This is a genomic window from Pseudochrobactrum sp. B5 (assembly GCF_001939785.1).
GTDB classification, from domain to species: domain Bacteria; phylum Pseudomonadota; class Alphaproteobacteria; order Rhizobiales; family Rhizobiaceae; genus Pseudochrobactrum; species Pseudochrobactrum saccharolyticum.
Window position 1 is genome coordinate 1,195,363 of the sequence record NZ_MOYL01000001.1, and the last position, 23,139, is coordinate 1,218,501.

A 23,139-nucleotide genomic window follows, 5' to 3' on the forward strand; every position below is an offset into this window, starting at 1 on the left:
CTTTGTATTGGAAAGAAGTGAAATCAGGCTGCTTGTTCCAGTGTGATACGTTGTGCAAGCCGCACCATACCGGCACAGGCTGCATCAATCTGATCATCCGCCACACTGAGGCTCAGACGCAAAAAGCCGACCAGATTGCTGCCGAAGGAATCGCCGGGCATAGTCGCAATCTTTTCTTCTTCCAGCAGGCGCATCGCAAATTCCGCACCGGTCATGCCGGTGGCGCGGATATCTGCCAGAATGAACATGCCTGCCTGCGGGATCTTGCAGGAAATTCCGGCCTGACCATCAAGGCGCTCGGAAATCATTTGCGCACGACGGTAGAAGTTTTCAAGCATTTGCTGCGCTGCAGTTGCCGGACGGTTCAGCGCATAGGCAGTCATATCCGCGATGAAAGGCTGCACGCCGAACAGCAGATACTCAGACAAAGGCAGCAGGCGATCCGTAAATTCTTCCGGTCCGATGCACCAGCCGCTGCGGAAACCCGGAGCAGAATGGGATTTGGAAATCGAGGCAACCACAACGGTACGCTCGGCCAGTTCTGGCAGATCAAGCGGAGAAGCAAACTCACCCTCAAAGACCAGCAATTCATAAACCTCATCGGAGATGATCCAGAGATTGTGCTTGCGGCAGACTTCGCCGATGGCTGCGATTTCCTCACGGCTCAGCATGGCGCCGGTAGGGTTATGCGGTGAGTTGAGCAGCAGCACGCGTGAGCGTGGTGTGATTGCTTTTTCCAGATCGGCAGCCTGCAGGCGGAAACCGTTGGTTTCACTGACCGGCACATAGACCGGTGTGGCACCGGTTGCTTTAATCACGCCTTCATAAGTCGCATAGCACGGATTGGTGGTGATGACTTCGTCACCTTCTTCGGCCAGACCAAGCATGGCAATTGCCAGTGCGCTTTGTGTGCCCGGAAAGCAGAGAATCTGCTGCTGGCTGATCTTGCGGCCGGTGCGCTTCGAATATTTGTCAGACAGAGCTGCAAGAATCGACGGCTCGCCGCGGCCGCTGGTATAGCGGGTGCGGCCTGCGCGCATGGAGCGGGCAGCCTCATCAATCATATCGGCAGGTGTTGGAATATCCGGTTCGCCGATGGTCAGCTCGATAATATCTTCGCCTGCGGCTTTCATCTCGCGGGCGCGCATATGGACAGCCCATTTGTGTGAGCCTTTGCTGCTCAAACGCTCGGTAATACGCGCATAATGCATCTTGAGCGCTCCTCCGTATTTTTATTCATGCTTGCTGCATCTTTTAATAATTCATGCGTTGTATCGCATGAACCGAAGTTAAGACCAGTGTTGTTTCTGCATGACATCAGAAAAGCGCATAAATTATGGTGGGAATTATTGCTCAACATTATGATCTATTGAAATCTTCAGGCTTGTCATGAGCAGGCAGAGTTTATAACCATCACGGGTAATTTTGTAATCTGTCCGGTGAAGCTTCTATGACCAATACCAATTTAACGCTTTTTATCTGTGATCTGCTGAGTGCTGCGGGTTCATTCACACTGCTGATCGGTTTGCTGATCGTATTGTTCTCCACATCCCTGCATGGTGATGCGGGACAAAGCGATGACAAAGGCTTGGTTGTTAAAGCATCCAAACATTTCAGAACCGGCTTGATTCTGGCAATTCTGGGTGCTCTGCTTCTGACTATGTCGGCATCATTTGAGCTGATAATTTACTAATAAATAAAATGACGGCCGGAGGGGATGTGATCCGGCAGTTTATAATGCGCTTATCCGGAGGGGAGCTTGCCAATGGCAGCGGATATTCTTGTCAGTCAGGCTGATGTTTTTTCGCATATGCGCATTATCAATGGCATGGGCATAAGCCTGTGCCTGTCGCGCTTGCTGGTCTTCGCGTCCAAATTTATTCAGCACCCTTCGAAGAACAAAATATCCTATATCCATATCGGCTGGATACTGGTTGTATTTTTATGGATTATTCAGTTCTGGTGGGATTATCTCATCGAGAGCAACAGCAAAACCTATGATATTGTTACTTATATCTTAGAGCTGTTTTATGTCTTTGGTCTGTTTTTCATCTGCGTTACCCTGACGCCGGATGACATTAAAGAATACGGGGATTACGAGACCTATTTCTTTTCGAGAAAGAAATGGCTTTTTGCCCTCTTTATTTTCATCAACAGCATGCAGTCTTTTGAACAGATCAGAACATCCTTCATTAAAAACGACACCGATAATATGGTCGTTCTGCCGGTTGTCATGGTGCTGGAAACCATCGTTATTCTGATTGCGATGAATATTAAGCGCAGGCGATTTCAATATGTGATGATTGGCCTGTTATTTTCCACGATCATTCTGGATTTCATTTTCCTGTCGTGAGGTCGGCCTGTTTAGGTTAGAGCGTATCCCGAAAAGTGTGGAACGGTTTTCGGATAAGATACGCGTAAAAACAAAAAGATAGAGCATTTCCAATGATTCAGCCTAAACTGGAAATGCTTTGATACAGGGCAGGCAGTGGCAGATTTATGCAACTTGCCGGTTTTGGTGTGTTTCATAAATCTGATTCATTCCTGTTAATTCGGTGTCATATCCACCCTCTATTGCGGAACCAGTTTTTCAACAAACGGGACCTGCAATGTTCAGAAAACTTTCTATCGCCGCTTTGACACTCACCGTCTCTGCAACATCGTCAATGGCTGCAACCAATATCAGCTGGTGGCACGGCATGGGTGGCGCGAATGCTGACGTGATCAATGAGATCTCCAAGCGCTTCAATGAATCCCAGCAGTCCTGCGCGCTGACACCGGTTTCCAAAGGCTCTTATGAAGAAGCGCTGGCCTCCGGTATTGCTGCATTCCGCTCCGGCGAACAGCCGAATATTCTTCAGGTTTTTGATGCCGGTGCAGCCACCATCATCAACGCAAAAGGTGCAACTGTTCCTGCTGAAGACCTGATCAACAATGCCGGTTACAAATTCGACCGTGAAGCCTTTATCGAAGGCGTGCGTTATTTCTATGCGGCGCCGGATGGCAAATTTGTTGGCATGCCTTTCAACTCTTCCGCACCGATCATGTATATCAATACCGAAGCGCTGAAAAAGGCTGGTGTTGAAGCCCCGAAGACCTGGGAAGAATTTGAAACCGTTGCACCAAAGCTCAAAGAAGCCGGTTATATTCCGCTCACTGCTTCTCAGCTGACATGGCAGTTCACCGAGAACTTCTTCTCCCGTCAGAACATTCAGTTCGCCACCAATAATAACGGTTATGACAGCGTTCAGGACACCAAGCTGAATGTGACTGATCCGAACCTCATCATGATGTTTGAAAAGCTGAAAGACTGGGCTGATAAAGGCTATTTCGGCTTCTACGGCGCGGGCTGGGCAGATAATCAGAAGCCGTTTGATGAAGGTAAAGTTGCCTTCTGGATCGGTTCTTCCGGTTCTTTCGGTGGCCTGCAGAAAACTGCAAAAATGGAATTCTCCGCTGACTTCCTGCCTTATTGGAAAGCCGTTGACGGTGCAGGCACCAACACATTTATCGGTGGTGCAGCTCTGTTCGCAATGGCCGGCAAGCCGGATGCAGAAAACAAATGCGTGGCTGACTTCTTCCAGTTCCTGACTTCGCCGGAAGTGCAGAAATATTACCATCAGGCAACCGGCTATGTGGCGATCACCAAAGCTGCATATGAACTGGCAAAATCTGAAGGCTATTACGAAAAGACACCGGTTGCTGAAGTCGGTATCAAGCAGCTGATGCTGCAGTCCGGTGACTGGTCGAAAGGCTACCGCCTCGGTTTCTATCCGCAGATCCGTACCATCATGGAACGCGAATATAACCGTATTTTCGCTGGTGAAACCACTGTTAAACAGGCTTTCGAGACAGTTGAAAAAGAAGGCAATGACTTGCTGACCCGTTTCGCAAAGACCGCGAACTAACAACTGAGATTTTCTCAATGTGATGAGCGGGGTCGGAGCAAATCATGCCTGACCCCGTTTTTAATAGATGCTTCTCAAAAAGACGGGGATTTGCCGCGTGGCATATATCCAGACTTCTCAACCATCAAAACTCGCTGCGTTTTTCTCGCGTTTGCCGCTGATTGCCCCACTGTTCGGCAATGCAAAACAGACAGAAGCAGCCAAGCGCGTGCAGTTTAATTCACGCCTGCTGCCCTATCTTCTGCTGGCACCGCAGCTGGCTGTTGTTTTGATTTTCTTCTACTGGCCGTCTGTTCAGGCCATTCAGTCATCCTTCTATATTGAAGACCCGTTCGGCTTCGGTGCGACCTTTGTCGGATTAGAAAACTATACGGATGTGCTGGTCAGCCCTGAATATCGTGGCATTGCTGGTTTTACGGCGATCTTTACGATTATTGTGACAGCCCTGTCGCTGGGCATTGGTATGTTGCTGGCGGTAAAAGCTGATGCGGTTATCCGTGGCAATGCTGCCTATAAAACAGTGCTGATCTCGGTCTATGCCATTGCGCCGCCGGTTGCCGGTCTCATCGGGATGATGATCTTCGACCAGCATATCGGCCCGTTTGTGAAAATGGCTGCATGGTTCGGCTGGGATATGAAAGTCGGGCTGAACTATTTCGATACCGCTTTTGCGATGATCGTCGTCTCCGTCTGGAAACAGATCCCATATAATTTCATTTTCATTCTGTCCGGTTTGCAGGCGGTTCCGGCCTCGGTACGTGAGGCTGCGGTGATGGATTGCCGTTCCGGTGCCCGTCGTTTCCGCACGGTTATTCTGCCTTTGCTGGCACCGACCGTGTTCTTTCTGCTGATTATCAATATCACCTATGCGCTGTTCGACACTTTCGGTGTGATCGACGTGATGGTGAAGGATAAGGCCGCCAATAACCCGATTACGCTGGTCTATAAAGTGTTCATGGATGGCTTCCGCGGCAATGACATCGGCAGTTCTTCCGCACAATCCGTCATTCTGATGGTGGTGGTATTCACGCTGACCATCGTGCAGTTCCGCTTCGTCGAGCGGCGCATTCATTACAATTAAGCAGGGGACGAGATGCATAAAGTTAAAATTACCGATCATCTGATCCTGCTTGCCGGAGCGCTGTTTCTGATCTTGCCGGTGGTGGTGGCTTTCACCACCTCCAGCCATACGGCAGCGGATATTCACTCCAATGGTCTGTCACTGAGCTGGGGCGGCAACTTCACGGAAACCTATAGCAATGTGCTGACCCGTGAAGGCGGTTTCACCGGCCAGATCACCGGATCGCGGATGCTGCTGAATTCGCTGATCCTCGGCCTCGGTTTTGCAATCGGCAAGATTGTGCTGTCGATGCTGGCGGCCTATGCGATTGTCTATTTCCGCTTCCGCTTTGCCACGCTGGCATTCTGGCTGATTTTCACCACGCTGTTGCTGCCGTTGGAAGTACGTATCGTGCCTTCCTATCAGGTGGTGTCGTCCTTCGGGATGCTCAACAGCTATTCAGGGCTGATTGTGCCGCTGCTGGCTTCGGCCACGGGGACATTCTATTTCCGGCAGTTCTTCAAATCGGTGCCGGATGAATTGCTGGAAGCCTCCCGCATTGACGGTGCAGGGCCGGTGAAATTCTTCATCGATATTCTGCTGCCGCTGTCGCGCACCATGATCGCCGCGATGTTCATCATCATGTTTGTCTATGGCTGGAACCAATATCTCTGGCCGATGCTGGTGACGACCGATGAGAGTTTCTTCACGCTGATGCGCGGTATCAAGCAGATTTTGCAGGTGTGGGTCGGGGCGCAAATTCCGGATTATAACGAGGCTTTTGCACTTGCCGTGCTGGCCATGGTGCCGCCGGTGCTGGTGGTTGTGGTGTTCCAGCGCTGGTTCATCAAAGGCCTGACCGAGAGCGACAAGTAAGAGATTTTAGGAGCCTTCAATGGCACAGGTTAAAATTGAAAATGTATCGAAAATCTATGCGGGTGGTACCAAAGCCGTCAGCGCGGTGAATATCGATATTAAAGACGGTGAATTTATTGTTCTGGTTGGGCCTTCCGGCTGCGGAAAGTCCACGCTGCTGCGTATGGTGGCGGGGCTGGAGACCATCTCGGAAGGTGAGGTGGCAATCGGCAACCGTACCGTGAATGAGGTGGAACCGGCAGATCGTGACATTGCCATGGTGTTCCAGAATTATGCGCTTTATCCGCATATGACGGTCTATGATAATATGGCTTATGGTCTGCGGAACCGCAAAACGCCAAAGGCTGAGATTGAAGCGCGTGTGGCAGAGGCTGCGCGGATGCTGGAGCTGGAACCTTATTTGCAACGCAAGCCGCGTGCGCTTTCCGGTGGTCAACGTCAGCGTGTGGCGATGGGGCGTGCGATTGTGCGTAAGCCTGCGGTGTTTCTGTTTGACGAACCGCTGTCCAATCTCGATGCCAAATTGCGTGTTTCCATGCGCGGAGAAATCCGCCAATTACAGCGTCGTCTTGGCACCACTTCAATCTATGTGACCCATGATCAGCTCGAAGCGATGACACTGGCGGATCGTCTGGTGGTGCTGAATGGTGGCGAGATTGAGCAGATCGGCGCGCCGCTGGAGATTTATCACAAGCCTGCATCGACCTTTGTCGCCAGCTTTATCGGTTCTCCTGCGATGAACCTTGCTGACGGCACTGTGCATCAGGAGCAGCTGATGCTGGGTGAGGATATTCTGAAATTGGACACTCTGCTATCCGTGCAGGGCGAGCTGACAATCGGTATTCGTGCGGAAGATCTGCATATCGCTGAAGCGCATGAGCAGGGCTTGCAGTTCCGCACTGATTATGTGGAAGAGCTGGGCGCACAACGCATCGTGCATGGTTATGCGGGCAATCAGAAACTGGTCGCCGCACTGCCCCCAAAAGCTGAAATCCGCGATCAGATGCGTCTGGCTGTGACGCCTGAAAAACTACACTTTTTTGATAAACAGAGCGGCAAACGCATTGAATTATCGCAAGCAGCCGCAACTGCTGTAAAAGCAACCCAAGCTGTTTCTGCCTGAAATATTGCACAAGACTGAGAAATGACATGACTGAAGTAATGACTGTTGAAACCATGATCCGCGCACAAGTTGCAGTTCTGGACGTGCCATCCCATAAGGAGCGTCAGAGCATCACACAGCTGGATAAAACCATGGCTGCCCATGATGCCAAGCTGGTTTCCATGGAGTGTATGACACATGTGGAAACCGGTGGTCAGGCTGCTTCAACCGCACCGCTGGCGTTTCCGTTCAACGTGACTGCATGGAATCTGGAGCGTTGTCTGTTCCCTGAGGAAAGCGCTGCGAAAATGCTGGCAGAAAAACCGGCTGTGGCTCTGCTGACCGAGATGGACAATGGCATGGCGCGCACCGCGCAGAAGAATATGACAGCGGAAGTCGCCCGCCATATGGATATGGAATATGCCTATGGCGTGGAGTTTATCGAGCTTGGACTTGGTTCGGAAATCGAGCATTCCTTCTGTCAGGATGATTTCAACGAAAAAGGTTTCCACGGCAATGCGCTGATGTCTTCCGTGCCGATGCAGCGGATTTTTGTGCAGCGTCTGGCCGGTGAGCGCCTGTGGTTTTTCAATGGCGGCGATCAGCCACGTTTGGGGGAGCGCAATGCGATCGGTGCGGTGATTGAAACCGTTGACGGGCCGTTTCTCGCGGTGTCCGTGCATCTGGAAAGTGCATCTCCGGCCGCCTATCGCGAAAAGCAGGTGGCGCAGCTGATTAATGCGCTGGAAGAAGAGTTTGGCGGCATGCCAATGCTGATTGGCGGCGATCTTAATACCGGCAATCATGCGGAAGGTGACTTCGAGGCGGAAGGTCTGTTCCGCGTCGCCGCCGAGCGCGGTTTCATCCGTCACAGCGGTGCGCTGGATCAGATGACCACACGCCCGAGCCTGATTACCCGCTGGCCTGACCGGGCTATGAAACTGGACTGGTTCCTGAGCCGGGGTCTGAATATTACTGACAGCCGCATCATCTCATCACTGGATGATAATCAGCGTCCGCTTTCCGATCATGATCTGATTGTTTGCCGTGTTGATGGTTTCAGCGCTGCATAAATCGTGTCGATATGCCGGAGGGAAGCCTGTCTTCCTTCCGGTTTTGTAAAGAGCCTGATTGTCTCTTTTATGGGACGTTGTGGTTCCAAATAACTATCTTTTGGAGTTTTCGTCTTACGAGTAGGTTCATTTTCATCAACTTGAAACCATGGAGTTTTGAAAATGTCCAAGCCTTATAACCGCCTCGATAAAGACAATGCAGCCGTTCTTCTCGTAGACCATCAGACAGGTCTGCTGTCGCTGGTTCGTGATATTGATCCAGATAAATTCAAAAACAATGTGCTGGCACTTGCTGATCTGGCAAAATATTTCAACCTGCCAACCATTCTCACCACATCTTTCGAAGATGGCCCGAACGGTCCGCTCGTACCTGAGCTGAAAGAGCTTTTCCCGAATGCGCCTTATATTGCCCGTCCTGGTCAGATCAATGCGTGGGATAACGAAGATTTCGTGAAAGCAGTTAAAGCAACCGGCAAGAAACAGCTGATTATTGCTGGTGTTGTGACCGAAGTTTGTGTGGCTTTCCCTGCGCTGTCGGCTCTGGCTGAAGATTTCGAAGTGTTCGTGGTGACCGATGCGTCCGGTACATTCAACGAGATCACTCGTCATTCCGCATGGGATCGTATGAGTGCTAACGGTGCACAGCTGATGACATGGTTCGGTCTTGCCTGTGAGCTGCACCGCGACTGGCGTAATGATATTGAAGGTCTGGGCACTCTGTTCGCAAACCACATTCCGGATTACCGCAACCTGATTAACAGCTACAACACTGTTAAAGCATCAAAATAATCTTCTAAACCTATAGCTTAAGGATAAGGCCGTGTGTTTGATTGCGCGGCCTTATCTTTTTTGGGCATGCAGTTTCATTTCCCGCCGTCGTTTTGCGGAGGAAAGAATGCCGAGTTCCTCTCGATATTTGGCAACTGTCCGGCGGGCGATAACAATGCCATCTGCATCAAGCTTTTGCACAATGGCTTCATCAGACAGAATGCTGTCGATGGTTTCCTGTGCAATCAGCGTGCGGATTTTGCTGCGCACAGCTTCAGAGGCAATATCATCGCCGGTTTTTCCCCTGATCGCCGCATTGAAAAAATAGCGATATTCAAACAGCCCTTGCGGGGTCAGCATATATTTCTGATTGGCAACGCGGCTAATGGTGCTCTCATGCATCTCAATCGCATCGGCCACCATTTGCATTGTCAGCGGTTTGAGCGCAACCGCACCGCTTTCCAGAAAACCTTGCTGATGAGTGATGATCTGCTCACCGACATTGAGCACGGTCTGCGCACGCTGATCGAGAATGCGTGTGAGCCAGCTGGCTTTTTGTTTGCATGTGCGCAGAAATTGTTTCTCTTCCTTGGAAAGGCTGTTGTCACTAAGCCTTCGGCTATAGTCCTCATTCATCAACACACGGGGCAGAGCCTGCGGATTGAGCGTGATGTTCCATTCGCCGCTTGGTGTTTTGGAAACCAGCAAATCGGGAATGATGGTCAGGGCAGGAGTGCTGTCAAAAATCAGGCCGGGTTTGGGGTTTAAGCCACGGAGTTCGCCCAGTAGTTCTGCCAGTTCTTCATCATCGGCGTCGCAGAGCTTTTTAAGTGTCGTGAAATCACGTTTCGCTACCAGATCAAGATGCTTAAGCAGAATGGCCATTTCCGCAGTCAGGCGATCATCGGCAATGAGCTGCAGACGCAGACATTCCGCCAGATTACGGGCAAAAAGCCCAGCCGGTTCAAAAGTCTGACATTGGTGCAGGACGCGCATAACCTGTTCCGGTGTCACATTCAGGCGCTTGGCGATCTGCGCCAAGTCTGCATGAAGATACCCGGATTCATCCAAAGTCTCGGCAAGCAGCTCGGCAATATGCCGTTCGGTTTTATCCCTGATGCTGAGATTGATCTGCTCGGCCACATGATCTTGCAGGGAATGTTGCACACTGCCGAAATCTTCAACAGAATAATCCGAAGTGCTGGAAGAGGGCAGCGCACCGCTTGGCGCTCTTTGCAAAAGCGGATTGGCTTCTATTTCATTTTGTACAAAGTCTTCCAGCTCAGCACGGCTCATTTGCAGCACTTTGAGCGATTGCTGCATTTGCGGTGTCATGGTCAGTGATTGGGTCTGCCGCAAAACGGGCTTGGAAGAGAGAGCCATTGATCTGTTTATAGCACTCTTTTCAGTGCTATTGATACGTCATGAAATTGTTGTAAGCACGGAATCAAAGTTTTCTTCTGTGCATGAGGATTGATGATGCGCCACTATATTGGAATTGATGTCGGAACCGGCAGCGCCAGAGCAGGGATTTTTGACAGCAAAGGCCGGTTACTGGGCACTGCAGCCTGCGCCATTGAAACCTTTCGCCCGCAGGCGGATTTTGCGCAGCAAAGCTCGGCGCATATCTGGGCGTCAATCTGCAAGGCTGTGAAAAATGCAATGGCCGAAGCCGCGATCGCTGCTGACAGTGTTGCCGGTATCGGCTTTGATGCCACCTGTTCGCTGGTTGTTGCGGATGCGGAAGGCAAGCCGGTCACTGTCAGCCCGAAAGGCGAGCCGGATCAGGATGTGATCCTGTGGATGGATCACCGCGCGATCAATGATGCCGAAGAGATTACCGAAATTGGTGGCAAGGTGCTGAACCATGTCGGTGGTCGTATGTCGCCGGAAATGGAACTGCCGAAAATCCGCTGGTTCAAGCGTGAACTGCCGCAGAGCTGGACACAGACCGCGGCTTTCTGGGATTTGCCGGACTGGCTGGTGCATCGCGCGACCGGCACCGATATGCGCTCGCTTTGCTCACCGGTTTGCAAATGGACTTATCTCGGCGATCGGGGCAAAGCCGGAGAGGGCTGGGACAGTGCGTTCCTTGAGAATATCGGCCTTGAAGAACTGGGTGACGACAATTTTGCAGCCATCGGCAATCGTTTTGGTGCTGCCGGTGAACTGGCCGGACAATTGTCTGAACAGGCCGCAACGGAGCTTGGTCTTAAAGCCGGTATCGCGGTTTCCACCGGTCTGATCGATGCCTATTCCGGTGCGCTCGGCACGCTGGCCGTTGAGGACAGTGCCGGTGTGAGTGCAACGGAGCAACGTCTGGCATTGATCGCCGGTACCTCAACCTGCCATATTGCTCTGAGCAAGGAGCCGGTTTTCGTCTCCGGTATTTGGGGGCCATATTATTCGGCTCTGCTACCTGATCTCTGGGCAAATGAAGGTGGCCAGTCAGCAGCAGGTGCTTTGATTGACGCGGTGATTGCACGTCATGCGGTGTCGGTTAAACTGGCAGCAGAAAATCCGGGCAAGCGCATTGCTAATCTGCTGGATGTGCATCTGGCCAAAATGGCTGAAGAAACGGCTACTCTGACCCGTCATCGTCATGTGCAGCCGGATTTCCACGGCAACCGCTCACCGCTGGCGGAAAGCTGGCGCAAAGGCGCGATTGTCGGCCTGACACTGGATCACGAACTGGATGATCTGGCACTGGATTATCTCGCCACCATTCAGGCTTTGGCCTATGGCACAAGGCATATTCTTGAAGAAATGCGCCATGAGGGCATGGAGATTGATACGCTGGTGGTCTCCGGCGGTCTGGCGAGTAATCAGCTTTATTTGCGCGAACATGCGGATGCCACCGGTTGCCGCGTGCTGGTGCCGGAACAGGCCGAACCGGTGCTGCTGGGTTCTGCCATGCTTGGTGCTGTTGCCAGCAGTGACTTTGCGGACCTACCGCAGGCAATGGCGGCAATGAGCGGCAAGGGTGAAGTGCTGGAGCCACGCACCGGTGCAATCGCTGGCTATCATGATGCGAAATATCTGGTTTATCGCCGTATGCAGATGGATTATGCCGATTACGCAGAACTGATGGATGAAAATCCGGTTGCTGACGATGAGGAAGAAGCTGAATCTATAGCTTGACCTTGCTATAGTGGGAACCTTTATCCTGCCTGTTAATTGACAGGCAGGAGAGATTCTTATGAAGCATACTGCATCGCATACGACCCATGCCGGTGATGCGCATCACGGGCATCATCACGGCGACCATGATCATGGTAATAAAGTGAAAGATCCCGTCTGCGGGATGATGGTCGATCCTGCCGCCGGAAAACCGCACATGACCTATAAGGGGCATGAATATCATTTCTGCTCAGATAGTTGCCACGGCAAATTCAAAGCTGATCCCGAGAAATATCTTACCGCGCAATCTGCTGCCGCACCTGCAATTAAAGGGGCGCAATATACTTGTCCGATGCATCCGGAAGTTATCCGCGATGAACCGGGCTCATGCCCGATTTGCGGCATGGCGCTGGAGCCGGTTATGCCGTCGCTTGATGACGGGCCTAACCCTGAATTAGTGGATTTCACACGCCGCTTTTGGGTGAGTGCGATCTGTTCTATCCCTTTGCTGATTGTCACTATGGGGCCGATGCTTGGTCTGCCGATCCGTGAGTGGATCGGGGAGCAAAGAACGGTCTGGCTGGAGTTTATACTGGCGACACCGGTAGTGCTCTGGGCGGCGCTGCCGTTTTTCAAGCGCGGGATCGACTCGTTTAAAAACCGCAGCCCGAATATGTGGACGCTGATTATGATCGGTGTCGGAGCCGCCTATCTTTACAGCGTGGTTGCAATCCTGTTTCCGGATATGTTCCCGCATTCCTTCCGTGGTCATGGCGGTTCGGTTCCGGTTTATTTCGAGGCCGCAGCGGTTATTGTTACGCTGGTCTTTCTCGGTCAGGTGCTGGAACTGCGCGCTCGCGAGCGTACCGGTTCGGCGATCCGCGCTTTGCTTGATCTGGCACCGAAAACTGCACGCCGTATTGCGGCTGATGGCAGTGAAGCCGATGTGCCACTGGATGAAGTACAGACCGGTGACAAGTTACGTATCCGCCCCGGTGACAGTGTGCCAGTAGATGGTGTCGTGGTGGAAGGCCGCTCCTCCGTTGATGAGGCGATGATTACCGGTGAACCGGTGCCGGTTGAAAAGACCGAAGGCGATAAAGTGATCGGTGGCACCGTGAATAAAAACGGTTCGCTGGTCATGCAGGCGGAGAAAATCGGCGCAGAAACCATGCTGTCGCAGATTGTGGACATGGTGGCCAAAGCCCAGCGTTCCCGTGCGCCTATTCAGGGACTGGCTGACCGGATTTCGTTCTATTTTGTACCGATGGTTATTGTCGTTGCACTCCTGTCCTTTATCGGCTGGGCGCTGTGGGGGCCGGAGCCGAGCATGATCTATGCCATTGTTGCGGCGGTCTCGGTGCTGATTATCGCTTGTCCCTGTGCGCTGGGATTGGCAACGCCAATGTCTATTATGACGGCAACAGGACGCGGCGCACAGGCTGGTGTGCTTATCAAGGATGCCGAGGCGCTAGAGCGTATGGCGAAGGTTGATACGCTGATCGTTGATAAAACAGGCACACTCACAGAAGGTCGTCCGAAGCTGACGGATGTGGTGGCAGTTTCCGGTATCGACGACAACACCCTGTTGCAACTGGCCGCGAGCCTTGAGAAAGGCTCGGAACATCCGCTGGCGGAAGCCATTGTTGCCGGTGCCGAAGCAAAAGGGTTGAAGACCGATAATGTGGATGAATTTGAGGCGATTACCGGTAAAGGTGTTGCCGGTACGGTAAAAGGGCGGGCAGTTGCGCTTGGCAATCCTGCGATGATGCAGGATATGGGGCTGGATATTGCCGCCATTCAGGCGCAGGCCGATACATTGCGGGCAGAAGGTAAGACCGCGATGTTTGTTGCCGTTGATAACAAGCTGGCAGGTCTGGTTGCTGTGGCTGATCCGATTAAGGAAACAGCGGCAGAAGCCATCCGCACACTCCATGCGCGCGGCTTGAAAATCATTATGGCAACCGGTGATAATGAACGCACGGCGCGAGCTGTGGCGGCAAAACTCGGTCTTGATGATGTGCGTGCTGATGTGCTGCCGGAAGATAAAAAAGCACTGGTTGATGAGTTGCACAAACAGGGCAAGAAAGTTGCAATGGCGGGGGATGGTGTGAATGATGCACCGGCACTGGCCGCCGCTGATGTGGGTATTGCTATGGGCACGGGCGCTGATGTGGCTGTGGAAAGTGCAGGGATTACGCTGCTCAAAGGCGATCTCACAGGCATAGCCCGTGCGCATCATCTGGCAGAGGCGACAATCCGCAATATCAAGGAAAACCTGTTCTTTGCTTTTGTTTATAATGCACTGGGTATTCCGGTGGCCGCAGGGTTGCTCTATCCGTTTACCGGTACTTTATTGTCGCCGATGATTGCAGCAGCGGCGATGAGCTTGTCCTCGGTCTCAGTGATTGCCAATTCATTGCGGTTGAGGGCTCTAAAACTTTAAACAAAAAAGCGGGCATTTGCCCGCTTTTTATTTCGCTTGAAACAATCTCAGTAAGGACTATCGACCTTGCCGGTTTCCACATAGACCGTTTTGATCTGGCTGTAATGGGAGAGGGCGGCGAGGCCGTTCTCACGGCCGATACCGGAGTTTTTATAGCCGCCGAACGGCACTTCTACCGGTGTCAGATTATAGGCATTGATCCAGCATGTACCGGCTTTGAGTGCTGCAATCACACGATGACCGCGGGCGCTGTCTGCGGTGAATACACCGGCAGCAAGGCCGAATTCCGTATCATTGGCGCGGGCGATGACTTCATCTTCGTCTTTAAAGGTCAGAATGCTCATTACAGGGCCGAAGATTTCTTCTCGTGCAATACTCATATCATCGCTGACATTGGTGAAAATCGTCGGCTCGATATAATAACCGTTTTCCAGTCCCTGCAAGGCAGGCACGCCACCGCCGCAAACCAGATTAGCACCTTCAGCCTTGCCCTTTTCAATATAGGACAAAACCTTGTCGCGCTGGGCAAGGCTCACCATTGGCCCCATCTGCGTGCTCGGATCAAGCGGATCGCCGATCTGAATAGCGCGGGTGCGCTCAACCAGACGGCTCACAAAGTGCTCGGCAACAGCCTCATGCACGAAAACGCGGGTGCCGTTAGAGCAAACCTGACCGGTGGAGTAAAAATTGCCGAGCATCGCGCCGCCAATAGCATTTTCCAGATCTGCATCGTCAAACACGATCAGCGGAGATTTGCCGCCGAGTTCCATGGTGACCTGTTTCATCTCGCTACCGGCCTGCGCCATGATCTTCTTGCCTGTCGGCACGGAGCCGGTGAGCGAAACCTTGGCAACCTTAGGGTGGCTGATGAGTGCCGCGCCTGCATCACCAAAGCCCTGAACCACGTTGAAAAGCCCATCCGGCAGACCGGCATCCTTGTAGAGCTGTGCGAGTGCCAGAGCTGATAGTGGTGTATTTTCCGATGGCTTGAACACCACCGCATTGCCCATGGCCAGAGCAGGGGCTGATTTCCACGAGGCGATCTGGATCGGGTAATTCCATGCGCCGATACCAACGCAAACGCCCAGTGCTTCGCGGCGGGTATAGGCAAAAGGCCCACCAAGTTCGACAAACTCGCCATTGAAGCCGGAGATCACACTGCCGAAATATTCCATCGCATCGGCACCGGAAGCCGCATCGGCTACCAGAGTTTCCTGAATGGCCTTACCGGTGTCCAGTGTTTCCAGTTCCGACAATTCCTGATTGCGCTCGCGCATCAGGTCTGCGGCACGGCGCAGGATGCGGCCACGTTCAACAGGCTTGAGTTTCGCCCATTCAACCTGCGCTTTGGCAGCGGCTTCAACAGCCTGATCGACAATGGCTTGTGTCGCGCCGTGCAGGCGGGCAATGACTTCGCCGGTGGCAGGATAGATCACATCAAAAGCACGTCCTGTCGTGTCTTCAACAAACTGACCATTGATAAAATGTGAGGCTTGCGGCTGTGCACGCATGGGAAATTCCTTTAAATTCTTAGAACTTTATGAATTAGAGCATAGCTCAAAAATTGTCAGGCCGTGGCGAAAAGGGTGTTTTCGAGAACCGGAACGCAATGTACCTGTCGTGTACATGAGTACCGGAAGCGCAGAAAATGCCATTTGCAGACCGGCATGGCGGTTTTTAGCATGCTCTTAGCGATCGGAGACTTGCCAGCGCGGACTAATCCACGGTTCTTGGTTTGAGCGCGGCAGCGGTGTTTTGCCAAGAATATGATCTGAAGCTTTCTCACCGGTCATGATCGACGGGCCGTTGAGATTACCGTAAGGCACGCGCGGGAAAATTGAACTGTCAGCCACGCGCAGACCTTCAACACCAATCACACGGCATTCCGGATCAACCACAGCCATCGGGTCGTTGACTGAACCCATTTTACAGGTGCCACATGGATGGAACGCACTTTCCGCATGGTCGCGAATGAAATTATCCAGCTGCTCGTCTGTGACCTGATCGTCACCCGGCTGAATTTCGCGGCCACGATATGGGTCAAAAGCCTGCTGGCCAAAAATCTCGCGGGTCAGGCGGATGCAATGACGGAAGTCGCGCCAGTCATCCGGATGCGACATATAATTGAACAGGATTTTCGGCTTCTCTTTCGGATCACTGGAGCGCAGCGTGACCGAGCCGCGCGACTTGGAGCGCATCGGCCCCACATGCGCCTGAAAACCGTGGCCGCCTGCTGCTGCTTTACCGTCATAACGGATGGCAACCGGCAGGAAGTGGAACTGGATATCCGGATATTCCACACCGGCGCTTGAGCGCACAAAAGCCGCGCCTTCAAAATGGTTGGTCGCGCCGAGACCGGATTTGAAGAACAGCCATTCCGCACCGATACGCGCTTTGGAAAACAGGTTGAGGCTGGAATAAAGCGTAATTGGCTGCAGGCATTCCTGCTGCACATAGACTTCCATGTGATCCTGCAAATTCGCGCCGACACCGGCACGGTCTGCCACGACCTCAATGCCGTGTTCGCGCAGATGCTCCGCAGGACCAATACCGGAAAGCATCAGCAGTTTTGGCGAATTGATGCTGGAAGCGGCGATAATCACTTCACGCTTGGCTTTGATAACACTAACTGTGCCGGATTTTTCGATCTCAACGCCGGTCGCGCGGCCATTTTCGATCACCACTTTGCGGGCGAAAGCATTGACCAGTGTCACATTGCGGCGCTTAAGGGCAGGGCGCAGATAGGCATTGGCCGTTGACCAGCGACGACCATGATGGATGGTCTGTTCCATCGGGCCGAAACCTTCCTGTTTCGAGCCGTTATAGTCATCTGTTGTTTCAAAACCAGCTTGTTTGCCAGCGTCGTTGAAAGCTTTGAACAGCGGGTTACTGCGCTTGCCGCGCTGCACATGCATCGGGCCATTGGTACCGCGCCAGCCTTCTTCACCGCCATGAGAATGTTCCATGCGCTTGAAGTAAGGCAGCACATCCGCATAAGACCAGCCGCTGGCGCCGCTCTCAGCCCAATGGTCGAAATCTTTGGCGTGCCCGCGCACATAGACCATGCCATTGACGGAAGATGAACCGCCGATAACTTTGCCGCGCGGGGTAACCAGACGGCGGCCGTTCAGATGCGGCTCCGGCTCGGTGTTAAACCCCCAGTCATAGGTAGACATATTCATAGGGAAAGACAGAGCGGCAGGCATCTGGATTAGCGGCCCTATATCGGTGCCGCCATATTCGATAACGATAACAGAATGCTTGCCGTCTTCCGACAGGCGGTAGGCCATAGCAGAACCGGCAGAACCGGAGCCGATGATAACGAAATCTGCTTCCATAGTGGGTTCCTTAATGCCGGTTGCGGGATGGGTTGGATGGCGCGCGCGCCAGTTGCACGGTGATGTAATCCTCGACCAGTGCAATGGCTTTTGGCGCTTCCGGTGCATCGGCACCCAGCGCGTGGCGGATATAAAGGCCGTCGATCAGGGCACCGGTACCTTCAGCAATATGCTGCGCGGTCTGTTTGTCTGTGAGTTGCTCCAGTGCAAAGCACAGATTGGAATGCAGGCGGCGGGCATAAATCCGCAACAGACGGCGCATTTCCAGAGATTGCTGGGCATGGGCATAGAAGGTGAGCCATGCAGCAATCGTTTCATGGGCAAACTGTGAGGCGGAGAAGTTGACGCTGATAATTGCGGAAAGCCTTGCACGCGGGCTGTCTGCTGCCTGTAAGGCGAGGCGCAAATCAGAGCCGAGTTCGCTCAGCAAATGACGCATCGTGGCTAAAAGCAACTGATCTTTACCGCCGAAATAGTGATGCGCGAGCGCTGCTGACACACCGGCTTTGCGAGCGATCTGCGCAACCGTTACATCCAGTGAACCGCGCTCACCGATTGTCTGAATGGCAGCCGAGATCAGGTCTTTCCGGCGCAGCTCTTCCATTCCTATCTTAGGCATGTCTGTCTCACAAAATTGTTTGGATTGGGTTGATTATCGTTTTTATTGATTGATCAGTCAATCAAGAGTTTATTATTGTTTTATTTCAATACTATGACGTGATTATAAAATGAGAAAATCCGTTGACTGACGAGGTGGATGCGTTTTGACGGCATAAGACTATTTTGCTAGAGCATCGGCAGTGAATGATGCGGAGTTTTAAAATGGCAAATCCGGTTTTGGTTGAAGTTGTGCGCGGTCAGGTGGTGGAAAGCCGCCACAGCGGTGCATTGGCGCTGTTCGATGGTGACGGTAAGACCGTTCTGAACATCGGTGATGTAACACGCCCGACCTATCCGCGTTCGGCGATCAAGGCGATTCAGGCGCTGCCATTTGTAGAGAGCGGTGCCGCTGATGCCTATGGTTTTGGCAATGAAGAACTGGCCATGGCCTGCGCTTCCCATTCCGGTGAGCCGGAACATGTGGCGCGTGCCGCTTCGATGCTGGCGAAAGCCGGTTTGTCCTGTGAAGATCTGGAATGCGGTGCCCATTGGCCGTCTGACCAGAAAGTACTGATCGAAGTTGCCCGCAGTGGCAAGGAGCCGACAGCACTCAATAATAACTGCTCCGGTAAACATGCCGGTTTTCTCTGCACCTGCGCCCATATGGGTTTGAAGGTCAAAGGCTATGTGCAGGCTAGTTCACAAATTCAGACCATTGTGCGTGAAACCATGCAGGAAGTGACCGGCGCGGTGCATAATGCTGATGAATATGGCACCGATGGTTGTTCCATCCCGACCTATGCCATTGGTCTTGATGCTATGGCACGTGGTTTTGCCCGTATGGCAACCGGTACAGGTCTGGCACCTGTGCGTGCACAAGCCGCCAAGCGCTTGTTAGACGCCTGCATGGCAGCACCGTTTTATGTGGCCGGTAGTCGTCGTGCCTGTACTGAGCTGATGGAACTGGCACCTGGTCGTATTTTCGTAAAAACCGGTGCGGAAGGTGTGTTCTGCGGTGCCGTGCCTGAACTGGGTGTAGGCTTTGCCATGAAATGCGATGATGGTGCCACCCGTGCGGCAGAAGTGATGGTGACACGTTTGCTGGCACAGCTTTTTGCCAAAGATGCAGAATTGTCCGGTAAACTGGAAGCTCGTGCAACGCGCCGTATGAGTAACTGGAACGGTATTGATTTCGGTTATATTGCACCATCGTCCGCTCTGGTTGATGGACTGAAAGCTGTTTCTTTCTGATGCTGAAAAATACTATAAGTATTTAATAATTAAGCCGCGCATCATAAAGATGTGTGGCTTAATTGTTTTTTCGTACAGCTTGCTTTTGTTGTGGTTACTTCCTACCTTTAAATTATGAGCAGAGCTTTTACAAAAGAACAGGACGATGTTCCTTCCGGTTTGGTGGAACGTCCGGTCAGTCACCACCGCAATCTGGTTACTCAAAACGGCCTCAAGCTGATTGAGGCTGAATTGTCACGCCTGCAAACCGAACTGGGGCAGGCAACAGCCAGCGGGGACAAGGCCGCAATTGCTCATGTCTCCCGCGATTTGCGCTATTGGACAGCGCGGCGGGAGAATGCAGAACTGACACTGGCCGATAAAGACGGTGAAGTGATCCGCTTTGGTATGCAGGTCACTGTTGAGAATGAAGACGGCCGTCAACAGAGCTGGATGATTGTCGGCGAGGATGAGGCTGACCCGTCTAAGGGTACGATTTCTCACATCTCACCGCTTGCTGTTGCACTATTTGGCAAGGGTAAGGGTGATCTGGTGACTGTGAATGGCCGCGAGCTGGAGATTATCAGCTTTAAAGCCATCAAATAGATAAGTTGCCGGCTCTGTTCAGAGCCAGCCTTTTCTGCGGAAGAAGTAAAGCGGGATCAGCGCAGAGATAACCATCAGCCCCAGTGCTGCGGGATAGCCCCATTTTTCTGAGAGCTCCGGCATGAAGCTAAAATTCATGCCATAGATCGAAGCGATCAGTGTCGGCGGCATGAAGCCGACGGCTGCCACTGAGAAGATTTTGATAATCGCGTTTTGTTCAACCGAGATCAGCCCGACAATCGTATCGAGCAGGAAGTTGATTTTGTTGTTGAGAAAATCAACGTAATTCTCAAGCGACTGCGTATCGCGTTCCAGTGTTTTCAGCCATGCACGGGTATCTTTGGCCTGCGTCTTGGGGGAACTGTTAGCAGTAATATAGACCAGCAACCGGCGAATGCCTGACAGGCTTTCACGCATCCTTGAGAGAAACGTACCATGGGCACCGATTTCATTGAGGATTTCGCGGAAATTCTGGGTCGACATCGGGCGTTTGTTATCAGGGCGGCGGTAAATGCGGTGTGACGCATTGTCGATTTTTTCGCTCACCCCTTCAATGAAATCCGCCAGCCGGTTGGTATTGGTCTCGATAATACCAAGCAAAACGCAAAGGCTGTTGGTGCGGCTGTTAATCAGGCCGTTGCCGCTTTTAGCTGTGCGTGCGACATAGAGCACAAAGGATTTTGGCTGCGCATAGCGCACGCTGATGAGCAGTTTATCCGTCAGAATGAAAGTGACAGGGCTGACAATCCGGTGGTCATCTTCTGCAAGATGCAGGAATGGCGCTGTCAGATATTGCGCGCCGTTTTCACTGTAAAACCGGCTGGATTCTTCAATCTCTCCCATATCTTCCCGTGTCGGGATGGGGATATTCGCCCATTTTTCAACCTGACTTTCCTCTTCGGCAGTCGGATTGACCAGATCGATCCAGAGTGATTTTTGCAAAAGATCGTCTGTAATCTGCGTTGCAGGTTCAACCGGAATGAGAAGGTCGCCGTTGCGATAATATACAGTCAGCATCTTTGCTCAAAAATCCCTGTCAATAAAATGAAACAGCACTATAGCCGTATATATGTAAATAAGGCATGTCGATGCCGGTGACATATCTCCGCCTGCTGTGGACACATCCCACGGTTAAAGATATATCAATCAGAGTTCAAATAACGGACTATAGCACCGGCGCATAAACCGGAACCGGTTTTCGCAAGGCGCGGTGCATAGTTTCAATAATTCAGAGTGTCCTTTCTGTGTCCGAACGGGTGCATGATGCTCTGAAGAAAAACAGGAATAGTAATTTCATGTCTGTTACGGGCGAGCCGCTGCTGGCTGAAGGTAATCTGCACACGATAACTGAAACAGCAATTTCACAGCCCGTTCAGTCTAAACCGGCATCATCTGCGCATCACGGCATGACACCGGTCTATCGTCTGCTTGCAGGCCTGTGTCTGGTATTGATTGCCCTGAACCTGCGTCCGTTATTTTCCAGTTTTTCAGCGCTTCTGCCTGAAATTATTGCCTCTACTGGTATCAGCTCTTTGACTGCAGGGCTGCTGACGACTTTACCGGTTTTTTGTCTGGGCTTTTTCGCGCCTCTGGCTCCTAAATTTGGTGAGCGTATCGGCATGGAGCGTACATTGTTGCTGGCGGTATTGCTGCTGGCCTTTGGTACATTCCTGCGCGGCACCGGACCGGTTACGCTGATGTTTGCCGGTACTGTGCTGGCAGGAGCCTGTATTGCAACCTGCAATGTGTTGCTTCCCGGCATTGTGAAACGTGACTTTCCGGACAAAGCAGCTTTGCTGACCGGTTTTTATACTATGGCACTGAGCGGCGGCGCGGCAATTGCCGCTGCTGTGACTTTGCCGGTTTACAGGGCGCTTGATAATTCATGGCAGCAGGCGCTGAGCCTGTGGGCGGTTCCGGCACTGATCGTCGGTATACTCTGGGGTGTGCTGACATGGCGTGTGAAACATCAGCGGGCGGCCAATAAAAGCAAAGTCACCGGATTGTGGCGTGATAAAATCGCATGGCAGTTGACCTTCTTCATGGGCTTGCAGTCATCGCTGGCTTTCACCGTGTTTGGCTGGCTGTCGCCGATCCTGCGTGAGCGCGGACTGGACGGTATTACGGCTGGTGCTGTGGTTTCCGTCTCCATTGGCATGCAGCTGATTGCCTGTCTGGTTGTGCCGACAATTGCCGTGCGTTCACGCAATCAGAGCCTTTTGAATGTGATACTGATCGCTTTTGCGACCATCGCCATGCTGGCGATGCTGTTTATGCCGCTCTGGTCGGTCTGGTATTGGGCGGTTCTGCAAGGCATCGGTCTTGGCGGGCTGATTGCTGCGGCTATGACCGAAATCGTGCTGCGCTCGCCAAATCCGCGCGTGGCATCGCATCTGTCCGGCATGGTGCAATTTGTCGGTTATATGATTGCATCGGTTGTGCCGCTGCTGATCGGCATTATCCATGATCTGACCGGAACTTACACGGCCAGTGCCATGCTGTTTGTGGCTATCGGTCTTGTGGCGGCATGGAATGGCTGGGGAGCAGGGCGGGCACTGCATGTGCAGGCCGACAGTGAGTAAATAAAAAAAAGCCCCTCGAAAGAGGGGCTTTTTGCTGAGGTGGTGACCTCAGATAAACTGGCCGAGACCCGGAATAGAATTCACAACATCATCAACGGTCTGCGCACCGGCTTTTTCTTTTGCGAAAGCAATGGTTTCTTTCGCCACGCCGGTGATTTCACCCATGCCGAGGCCTGCGCCCATCAGCTTGGAACCAAGACCCATAACGCCGCCCATCATATTGGAGAGGAAGCCGCCTTTATCTGCCGAGGCAATCAGTTCCTGTGCGCCCGGAATTCCGGCGATCAGCGCGCCGACTTTATCCTGCGGGCCTTCTTTTTCGAGAAAGGCAAGGATCAGGCCGACAGCTTTTTCTGCTGTGGCGCTATCAACACCAACATTATTGGTAATACGTGAAATCAGCTCTTCCATGATAGTCTCCCAAAAATTG

20 protein-coding genes are annotated in these 23,139 nt (G+C 52.4%); 13 read left to right on the forward strand and 7 right to left on the reverse strand.

Annotated elements, in window-relative coordinates; genetic code table 11:
- Nucleotides 1–23: 23 nt before the first annotated feature.
- Nucleotides 24–1,211 (reverse strand): pyridoxal phosphate-dependent aminotransferase, encoded by a 1,188-nt coding sequence (locus BKD14_RS05300; RefSeq protein ID WP_075654518.1) that lies wholly within the window; start codon nucleotides 1,209–1,211, stop codon nucleotides 24–26.
- A 239-nt stretch (nucleotides 1,212–1,450) separates the two neighbouring features.
- On the opposite strand from BKD14_RS05300, the gene BKD14_RS05305 reads away from it, so the two are divergent.
- From BKD14_RS05305 to ycaC, 8 genes are all read left to right on the forward strand, one after another.
- The gene (locus BKD14_RS05305) at nucleotides 1,451–1,693 is read left to right on the forward strand and encodes a hypothetical protein (RefSeq protein ID WP_075654519.1); all 243 of its coding nucleotides are present in this window, start codon (nucleotides 1,451–1,453) and stop codon (nucleotides 1,691–1,693) included.
- A gap of 72 nt (nucleotides 1,694–1,765) precedes the next feature.
- Nucleotides 1,766–2,353: a hypothetical protein gene (locus BKD14_RS05310; RefSeq protein ID WP_075654520.1), complete on the forward strand. Its 588-nt coding sequence runs from the start codon at nucleotides 1,766–1,768 to the stop codon at nucleotides 2,351–2,353.
- 256 nt (nucleotides 2,354–2,609) lie between these two features.
- Nucleotides 2,610–3,908: an extracellular solute-binding protein gene (locus BKD14_RS05315; RefSeq protein ID WP_075654521.1), complete on the forward strand. Its 1,299-nt coding sequence runs from the start codon at nucleotides 2,610–2,612 to the stop codon at nucleotides 3,906–3,908.
- Nucleotides 3,909–4,005: 97 nt separating this feature from the next.
- Nucleotides 4,006–4,989: an ABC transporter permease subunit gene (locus tag BKD14_RS05320; protein WP_075654804.1), complete on the forward strand. Its 984-nt coding sequence runs from the start codon at nucleotides 4,006–4,008 to the stop codon at nucleotides 4,987–4,989.
- 12 nt (nucleotides 4,990–5,001) lie between these two features.
- Nucleotides 5,002–5,844, forward strand: a complete 843-nt coding sequence (gene ugpE, locus BKD14_RS05325; protein WP_075654522.1) for a sn-glycerol-3-phosphate ABC transporter permease UgpE — start codon at nucleotides 5,002–5,004, stop codon at nucleotides 5,842–5,844.
- 19 nt (nucleotides 5,845–5,863) lie between these two features.
- Nucleotides 5,864–6,967 carry a sn-glycerol-3-phosphate import ATP-binding protein UgpC gene (locus tag BKD14_RS05330; protein ID WP_075654523.1) on the forward strand — a complete coding sequence of 368 codons (1,104 nt, stop codon included), beginning with the start codon at nucleotides 5,864–5,866 and terminating at the stop codon, nucleotides 6,965–6,967.
- Nucleotides 6,968–6,993: 26 nt separating this feature from the next.
- The gene (locus tag BKD14_RS05335) at nucleotides 6,994–8,019 is read left to right on the forward strand and encodes an endonuclease/exonuclease/phosphatase family protein (protein WP_348625518.1); all 1,026 of its coding nucleotides are present in this window, start codon (nucleotides 6,994–6,996) and stop codon (nucleotides 8,017–8,019) included.
- 162 nt (nucleotides 8,020–8,181) lie between these two features.
- Complete coding sequence (gene ycaC / locus BKD14_RS05340) at nucleotides 8,182–8,808, forward strand: isochorismate family cysteine hydrolase YcaC (protein ID WP_075654524.1); 627 nt, start codon at nucleotides 8,182–8,184, stop codon at nucleotides 8,806–8,808.
- Nucleotides 8,809–8,859: 51 nt separating this feature from the next.
- Here ycaC and rpoN read toward each other — a convergent pair whose 3' ends face one another.
- Entirely contained in the window at nucleotides 8,860–10,170 is a 1,311-nt protein-coding gene (rpoN, locus tag BKD14_RS05345; RefSeq protein WP_075654525.1) for an RNA polymerase factor sigma-54, read from the reverse strand.
- 96 nt (nucleotides 10,171–10,266) lie between these two features.
- Here rpoN and BKD14_RS05350 point away from each other — a divergent pair, with 96 nt between their 5' ends.
- Nucleotides 10,267–11,928 carry an FGGY-family carbohydrate kinase gene (locus tag BKD14_RS05350; protein ID WP_210215501.1) on the forward strand — a complete coding sequence of 554 codons (1,662 nt, stop codon included), beginning with the start codon at nucleotides 10,267–10,269 and terminating at the stop codon, nucleotides 11,926–11,928.
- A 58-nt stretch (nucleotides 11,929–11,986) separates the two neighbouring features.
- The gene (locus BKD14_RS05355; protein WP_075654527.1) at nucleotides 11,987–14,353 is read left to right on the forward strand and encodes a heavy metal translocating P-type ATPase; all 2,367 of its coding nucleotides are present in this window, start codon (nucleotides 11,987–11,989) and stop codon (nucleotides 14,351–14,353) included.
- A gap of 47 nt (nucleotides 14,354–14,400) precedes the next feature.
- On the opposite strand, the gene betB is transcribed toward BKD14_RS05355, so the two are convergent.
- The 3 genes from betB to betI form a co-directional block, all read right to left on the reverse strand.
- Complete coding sequence (betB, locus tag BKD14_RS05360; protein WP_075654528.1) at nucleotides 14,401–15,864, reverse strand: betaine-aldehyde dehydrogenase; 1,464 nt, start codon at nucleotides 15,862–15,864, stop codon at nucleotides 14,401–14,403.
- Nucleotides 15,865–16,041: 177 nt separating this feature from the next.
- The gene (betA, locus tag BKD14_RS05365; protein ID WP_075654529.1) at nucleotides 16,042–17,691 is read right to left on the reverse strand and encodes a choline dehydrogenase; all 1,650 of its coding nucleotides are present in this window, start codon (nucleotides 17,689–17,691) and stop codon (nucleotides 16,042–16,044) included.
- A 10-nt stretch (nucleotides 17,692–17,701) separates the two neighbouring features.
- A complete protein-coding gene (betI, locus tag BKD14_RS05370; RefSeq protein ID WP_075654530.1) occupies nucleotides 17,702–18,310 on the reverse strand; it encodes a transcriptional regulator BetI in 609 nt (202 codons plus the stop codon).
- 203 nt (nucleotides 18,311–18,513) lie between these two features.
- Between betI and BKD14_RS05375 the strand changes: the two genes are divergently transcribed.
- Together BKD14_RS05375 and BKD14_RS05380 are read left to right on the forward strand one after the other, a co-directional pair.
- Nucleotides 18,514–19,542: an asparaginase gene (locus BKD14_RS05375; protein WP_075654531.1), complete on the forward strand. Its 1,029-nt coding sequence runs from the start codon at nucleotides 18,514–18,516 to the stop codon at nucleotides 19,540–19,542.
- A 114-nt stretch (nucleotides 19,543–19,656) separates the two neighbouring features.
- Entirely contained in the window at nucleotides 19,657–20,127 is a 471-nt protein-coding gene (locus BKD14_RS05380) for a GreA/GreB family elongation factor (RefSeq protein ID WP_075654532.1), read from the forward strand.
- An 18-nt stretch (nucleotides 20,128–20,145) separates the two neighbouring features.
- Here BKD14_RS05380 and corA read toward each other — a convergent pair whose 3' ends face one another.
- On the reverse strand, nucleotides 20,146–21,144 hold the full coding sequence (gene corA, locus BKD14_RS05385; protein WP_022710051.1) for a magnesium/cobalt transporter CorA: 999 nt from the start codon (nucleotides 21,142–21,144) through the stop codon (nucleotides 20,146–20,148).
- Between the two features lie 278 nt (nucleotides 21,145–21,422).
- On the opposite strand from corA, the gene BKD14_RS05390 reads away from it, so the two are divergent.
- Nucleotides 21,423–22,709: an MFS transporter gene (locus BKD14_RS05390; protein ID WP_075654533.1), complete on the forward strand. Its 1,287-nt coding sequence runs from the start codon at nucleotides 21,423–21,425 to the stop codon at nucleotides 22,707–22,709.
- Between the two features lie 48 nt (nucleotides 22,710–22,757).
- Here BKD14_RS05390 and BKD14_RS05395 read toward each other — a convergent pair whose 3' ends face one another.
- Complete coding sequence (locus tag BKD14_RS05395) at nucleotides 22,758–23,120, reverse strand: hypothetical protein (protein WP_022710049.1); 363 nt, start codon at nucleotides 23,118–23,120, stop codon at nucleotides 22,758–22,760.
- Nucleotides 23,121–23,139: the final 19 nt, after the last annotated feature.

Excerpts from the sequence above, each read along its gene's own strand:
- BKD14_RS05300 (WP_075654518.1), bottom strand. The coding sequence starts at position 1,211 with ATGCATTATGCGCGTATTACCGAGCGTTTGAGCAGCAAAGGCTCACAC.
- BKD14_RS05305 (WP_075654519.1), top strand. The coding sequence starts at position 1,451 with ATGACCAATACCAATTTAACGCTTTTTATCTGTGATCTGCTGAGTGCT.
- BKD14_RS05310 (WP_075654520.1), top strand. The coding sequence starts at position 1,766 with ATGGCAGCGGATATTCTTGTCAGTCAGGCTGATGTTTTTTCGCATATG.
- BKD14_RS05315 (WP_075654521.1), top strand. The coding sequence starts at position 2,610 with ATGTTCAGAAAACTTTCTATCGCCGCTTTGACACTCACCGTCTCTGCA.
- ugpE (WP_075654522.1), top strand. The coding sequence starts at position 5,002 with ATGCATAAAGTTAAAATTACCGATCATCTGATCCTGCTTGCCGGAGCG.
- BKD14_RS05330 (WP_075654523.1), top strand. The coding sequence starts at position 5,864 with ATGGCACAGGTTAAAATTGAAAATGTATCGAAAATCTATGCGGGTGGT.
- BKD14_RS05335 (WP_348625518.1), top strand. The coding sequence starts at position 6,994 with ATGACTGAAGTAATGACTGTTGAAACCATGATCCGCGCACAAGTTGCA.
- ycaC (WP_075654524.1), top strand. The coding sequence starts at position 8,182 with ATGTCCAAGCCTTATAACCGCCTCGATAAAGACAATGCAGCCGTTCTT.
- rpoN (WP_075654525.1), bottom strand. The coding sequence starts at position 10,170 with ATGGCTCTCTCTTCCAAGCCCGTTTTGCGGCAGACCCAATCACTGACC.
- BKD14_RS05350 (WP_210215501.1), top strand. The coding sequence starts at position 10,267 with ATGCGCCACTATATTGGAATTGATGTCGGAACCGGCAGCGCCAGAGCA.
- BKD14_RS05355 (WP_075654527.1), top strand. The coding sequence starts at position 11,987 with ATGAAGCATACTGCATCGCATACGACCCATGCCGGTGATGCGCATCAC.
- betB (WP_075654528.1), bottom strand. The coding sequence starts at position 15,864 with ATGCGTGCACAGCCGCAAGCCTCACATTTTATCAATGGTCAGTTTGTT.
- betA (WP_075654529.1), bottom strand. The coding sequence starts at position 17,691 with ATGGAAGCAGATTTCGTTATCATCGGCTCCGGTTCTGCCGGTTCTGCT.
- betI (WP_075654530.1), bottom strand. The coding sequence starts at position 18,310 with ATGCCTAAGATAGGAATGGAAGAGCTGCGCCGGAAAGACCTGATCTCG.
- BKD14_RS05375 (WP_075654531.1), top strand. The coding sequence starts at position 18,514 with ATGGCAAATCCGGTTTTGGTTGAAGTTGTGCGCGGTCAGGTGGTGGAA.
- BKD14_RS05380 (WP_075654532.1), top strand. The coding sequence starts at position 19,657 with ATGAGCAGAGCTTTTACAAAAGAACAGGACGATGTTCCTTCCGGTTTG.
- corA (WP_022710051.1), bottom strand. The coding sequence starts at position 21,144 with ATGCTGACTGTATATTATCGCAACGGCGACCTTCTCATTCCGGTTGAA.
- BKD14_RS05390 (WP_075654533.1), top strand. The coding sequence starts at position 21,423 with ATGTCTGTTACGGGCGAGCCGCTGCTGGCTGAAGGTAATCTGCACACG.
- BKD14_RS05395 (WP_022710049.1), bottom strand. The coding sequence starts at position 23,120 with ATGGAAGAGCTGATTTCACGTATTACCAATAATGTTGGTGTTGATAGC.